Source organism: Aquabacterium sp., assembly GCF_004297345.1.
Lineage (GTDB): Bacteria > Pseudomonadota > Gammaproteobacteria > Burkholderiales > Burkholderiaceae_C > Aquabacterium.
The window spans coordinates 1-4,795 of the sequence record NZ_SCTN01000132.1; the positions used below are offsets into that span (position 1 = coordinate 1).

Annotated in this window: 4 protein-coding genes; 3 read left to right on the forward strand and 1 reads right to left on the reverse strand. The window is 60.5% G+C overall.

The genetic code is table 11. The annotated features are described in order from the left end of the window. A partial coding sequence (locus EPO09_RS04065; RefSeq protein WP_290640438.1) for a transglycosylase domain-containing protein occupies nucleotides 1-1,552 on the reverse strand: 1,552 nt, incomplete at its 3' end. A 391-nt stretch (nucleotides 1,553-1,943) separates the two neighbouring features. Here EPO09_RS04065 and EPO09_RS04070 point away from each other — a divergent pair. The 3 genes from EPO09_RS04070 to EPO09_RS04080 all read left to right on the forward strand — a co-directional run. Continuing rightward, nucleotides 1,944-3,740: a lipase family protein gene (locus EPO09_RS04070; protein WP_290640440.1), complete on the forward strand. Its 1,797-nt coding sequence runs from the start codon at nucleotides 1,944-1,946 to the stop codon at nucleotides 3,738-3,740. 152 nt (nucleotides 3,741-3,892) lie between these two features. Next, nucleotides 3,893-4,528 carry a hypothetical protein gene (locus tag EPO09_RS04075; protein WP_290640443.1) on the forward strand — a complete coding sequence of 212 codons (636 nt, stop codon included), beginning with the start codon at nucleotides 3,893-3,895 and terminating at the stop codon, nucleotides 4,526-4,528. Between the two features lie 79 nt (nucleotides 4,529-4,607). Beyond that, a partial coding sequence (locus EPO09_RS04080; protein WP_290640445.1) for a hypothetical protein occupies nucleotides 4,608-4,795 on the forward strand: 188 nt, incomplete at its 3' end.

Genomic DNA, 4,795 nt, shown 5'->3' on the forward strand with positions numbered 1-4,795 from the left:
GGCCGTCGGCGCTGCCATCGGCGTTCTGCGGAGACCAATCACCCAGGCCGCTCAAGGGCGCATCGTTGACGATGGTCTCGGGCATCACGCCGTTTTCCATGGCCGCGGCGTACAGGAAGGGCTTGAAGCTGGAGCCGGGCTGACGCCAGCCTTGCGTTACGTGGTTGAACTGGTTGGATCGGAAATCGAAACCACCAACCAGTGCGTGCACTTCGCCGTCATTTGGGTTGAGTGCGACCAGGGCGCTTTCAGCCTCGGGCCACTGCGTGAGCGTCCAGTCCTTGCCTTGCTGAAACAGGCGCACCACCGAACCACGTTGGATCTTGAGTTCGGCGCTGGCTTTGGCTGTCAGGCCGGGCTGAGCCTGGCGCAGGCCTTTCCCGGAGATCGTCACCACTTCGCCGGAGGCCAGCACGGCCACGACCTTCTTGACCCCAGCTTCGGTCACGATGGCCACGCGCAAGGCCTCGTCGTCGTTGTAGTCGATCAGGGCTTGGGAGACGGCTGGGTCGGTGTCGTCCAGGCTGTCATCCAACTCTTCGTGGTCTTCCGGGCCGCGCCAGGCCATCTGCAGTTCACGGTCAATCAGAGTCTTGCGCACGGCCTTGTAGGCAGCCTGCTGTTCGTTGGCACGCAAGGTGGTCACCACCTTCATGCCGGTGCTGTAGGCCTCTTCACCGTAGCGGGCGTAAACCTGGGCGCGGGCCATCTCGGCCACGTACTCGGCGTGGACTTCCATGTCACCGGGCGCTCGCACACCCAGCTTTTCCGCTTTGGCCGCTTCGTATTGCGCATCGTCGATCACGCCTTGACCATGCATGCGCATCAGCACCACCAGTTGGCGCGCGCGGGCGCGCTCGGGGCTGCGAATCGGGTTGGCGTTGGCCGGGTTCTGCGGCAGGCCGGCGAGCATGGCGCACTCTGCAGGCGTGAGGGCGCTCAGTGGCTTGCCGAAATAGGTCTGAGCCGCTTCCGCAAAGCCGTAGGCACGCGCACCCAGGTAGATCTGGTTCATGTAGAGCGCCAGGATCTGGTCCTTGCTCAACTCGTGTTCGATCTTCAAGGACAGCAAGGCTTCCTTGAGTTTGCGGCTGATGGTTTTTTCCCGCGTCAGGAAGAAGGTGCGGGCGACCTGCTGGGTGATGGTCGATGCGCCTTGCGTGCGGCGATGCGTCAAGTTGGCCACGATGGCGCGCAGCACGCCGATCATGTCGATGCCGGGGTGCTCGTAAAAGCGCGCGTCTTCAACTGCCAGCAAGCTGTCGCGCATCAGTTTTGGGATCTGATCGAAGGGCAGGTATTGGCGTTTTTCATTGCCAAAGCCGCCGATCTCCACACCATCTGCCGTGTACACGCGCAGCGGCTGCTTGGGTTGGTAATGCGCCAAGCCACTGGTGTCTGGCAACTGGGGATAGAGCACGACGATGGCCAGCAGCAGAGCGAGCAATCCCAGCGCTGCACCACCTGCAGCCATCCATAGACCTTTCACCCAAAGCGGCCGATCAGCCCATGTCGTGGCGGGCGGGGAAACGTCTTCGATCTTCTCGGACATGCGCAAACCTTGTGGAGCAGCGCCCCGCTACAGCCGGGGCAGAGCGAAGGATTATGGCCCTTACGCCAGTGCTTGCTGCGTCAGGCAGGTGACGGACTGTGTCTGTACATATTTGGCGTTATGGCCAGCAATCCGATGCTCGAATCGATTTGGTGTTTATTTGGATATCTGTCTTTTCAAAATAGCTGTTAACCAAATCGGGTGAAAGGACAAACCCAGCCGACCTGGCAGAACTTACCCCCCTGCAGTTAAGTGTTTAGGCCAGGTTGGGGGCGGGACGACCCCTGCACCCCTGGTTGCTCATTCACGCTGTTCGCCAAACTAAATATCAACGATTAATCGATCGTTGGCATCCGATGCGCGGATGTCTGACTTGAACGGAGCGAGAGACATGAGCAAAAAGACTACACGCAAGTACATGCTTGCCCTTCCTTTGACAGCTATAACCCTGGCGGTTAGTTCGGCATATGCCGCACCCGTGGTCGGTCCATCCGACTTGTCGTTCTACGACGCCACGCCGGTTGCCGGCGGCAACCATGGCGATCTGATCGCCTATCGCTCGACCACGGTCAACGTGGGCGACGACACCTTGGGCACCAAGGCCTGGACGGTGAAATACCAGTCCACCAACTCCAAGGGCACCTCCAACGTGGTGACCGGCACGGTGATCGTGCCGACAGATGCCTGGACGGGCGCTGGTCCTCGTCCCATCATGTCCTATGCCGTGGGTACCCATGGCCTGGCTCAACCTTGCGCGCCTTCTTTCCAGCTCAACAAGGGCACTGACTATGAGGCTGCCAACATCCGTGCAGCGCTGAAGGCTGGCTACGCCGTGCTGGTGTCTGACTATCAGGGCTACACCAACAACTCGGTTCCGACCTATCTGGCTGGTGCTTCGCAAGGTCATGCCGTGCTGGACATTGTGCGTGCCGCCACCCAGTTGACTGACGCAGGCTTGACGGCCACTGCCAAGACCGTGATCTGGGGTTACTCGCAAGGCGGCCAGTCGGCTGCCTGGGCTGGCCAACTCAAGAGCACCTACACGCCCAGCATGAACCTGGTGGGTGTGGCCGCAGGTGGCGTGCCAGCTGACTTCGTGACGACCGCTGATGTGCTGGATGGCAGCGCAGGTGCCTCTTTCCTGTTCGCCGGCATCATCGGCCTGTCGCAGGAATATCCTGACCTGATCCCGATCAACAGCCTGACCAACCCAGTTGGCCAGACCACGATTGCCCGTGGCAAGACCGAGTGCGTGTTCGAAGCCCTGTTCGACCTGATGAACCACAACCTGGCCGAGTACACGCTCAACAACCAGTCACTGCATCAGATCGAGATCAATACGCCTTCGACCGTGACGGCCATGAAGGCGCAGGACCTGGGTGGCGACAAGGTCTCCGTGCCGCTCTACCAGTACCACGGTCAGGCTGACGAGTTCATCCCGCTGAACCAGGCTTATCTGCTCAAGCGCAAGTACTGCGCCAAGTTCTCGGACGTGACCTTTGATCTGTTCCCCAGCGAACACATCGCCACGCAGTTCCAGGGCGCCAAGTACGCACTGGGCTGGTTGGGTGATCGCCTTGCCGGTACGGCCACCAAGGGCTCTTGCAGCTCGACCTTGCCTGATCCGGTGTCGACGGCCAATCCTGGTGGCGGCAACTTCATCGTGTCGCTCAAGTCCTGGCCTCTGACGGCCAGCGTTGGCCTGAAGACCCTGGCTCAGACGGTGTACATGCCTGCAGCCTCGTCATTCACGGCCGATACCGACATCACAGCCAAGACGCTCAAGGGTTCCCTGTTTGTGCCTGACTTCAAGCAATCGCTGAAGATCCTGGGCATTGGCTCGCAAGTCGGCATGCGCATCACACCTGTGGGCGACACCACCGGTACGGCCACGCTGGACAACAACGGCATCCTGAAGGTGCATGGTGCGGCTTACGCCGACATCACCATCACGTCGCTGTCGGGCATTCCCTTTGGCGATTGCAAGACGCAGACGCCCGTCAAGTTCCCGCTGGATTTCGAAGGCCCCGTCTCTTCGCTGGGCAATGGTGGCCTGACCTTCACTGGTTCGACCAGCTTCCCGATGATCAAGGGTTGCATCATCTCCGGCATCCTGTCGGCCTTCATGTCCGGCAGCGGTCAGACCTATTCGTTCACCGTGGCGCCTCCCGCCCCGGTTCGCTATTGATCTGACGATCTGACTTGAGGTGAGTGAATGTGTGGCCCGTTGCCTGTGGCGGCGGGCCACGCAGACGCCAGATATGGCTTGATGTAGACGAAGATGAGGTGGTGAAAATGGTTCATGTGCATGTTGCGCCGAACTCGAACAAAAGGCTCCTGATGATCTGCGTCGGGATCACCGTGGTCACGCTGGCCGTGACCTTGCTGGTGCGCACCCAGTTGCAAGGACGTGAGGTTGATGGCGATCGAATCACGCCAGCGCAAAGCAACACGGCAGCGGCGCTGGTCGCGCAGGGGGCTGCACCGTCGCCTGCTGCAATCGAGTCAACGCTGTCTGCTGACCTTCCCAAAGACCTGCCTGCTGCAGCGGCTCAGCAGACCGCCGCCGCCAACGAAATCAAGAAGCAGCCTGTGGTCAAGCCCATCACAGGCGAGATCAAGGAGCGGCCCGTATTCGTCTCCGAGATGGAGTGGGAGATGCTCAAGGCCGTGTCGCAGCAGCATGCCTCGCCTGAGAAAGAGCTCACGCGCATGGTGAACTTCCTGCGCTTTACCAAGCAGCTCGAACTGTGGGAGAGCATGCCCAAATCGGAAGATGCGGCCAAGCGGCAGATCGTGGCCAACGAGTTGCTGGAAGACCTGCCCAACCGAGTGCGCAATGGCGAGCTGGAGCTGGCCGATGCGCAGGGCAAGATGCGGGCGCTGGTGCAGGATGCCGAGTCGAATGACAAAGATCGTGCTCGCCGGATGGCGGCAGAGAACACGCGCCTGAGCGCTGTTGGCAAGAAGCTTTGAGCCCGGATTCCGGCGAGATGCCGGGTGTTGCTACGATGCCTGCCTGCATCGTCAACCCGAATTGATTCCGGAGTCCTTCATGAAAATCAGCGCCCTGTGTGCCGCGCTACCCCTCGTGCTTGCTGGTTGTGGGCATATGGCTGTACCTGTCTCTGCTGAGCTGTATCAGGGCAGGACGGGCGTGGTCGTGACCGCTTCCCACCGGCTGGATCAGACGTTCCTGTATTTCGTCTCTGGTGTCAACGTATCGTTTGACAACCAGACTCC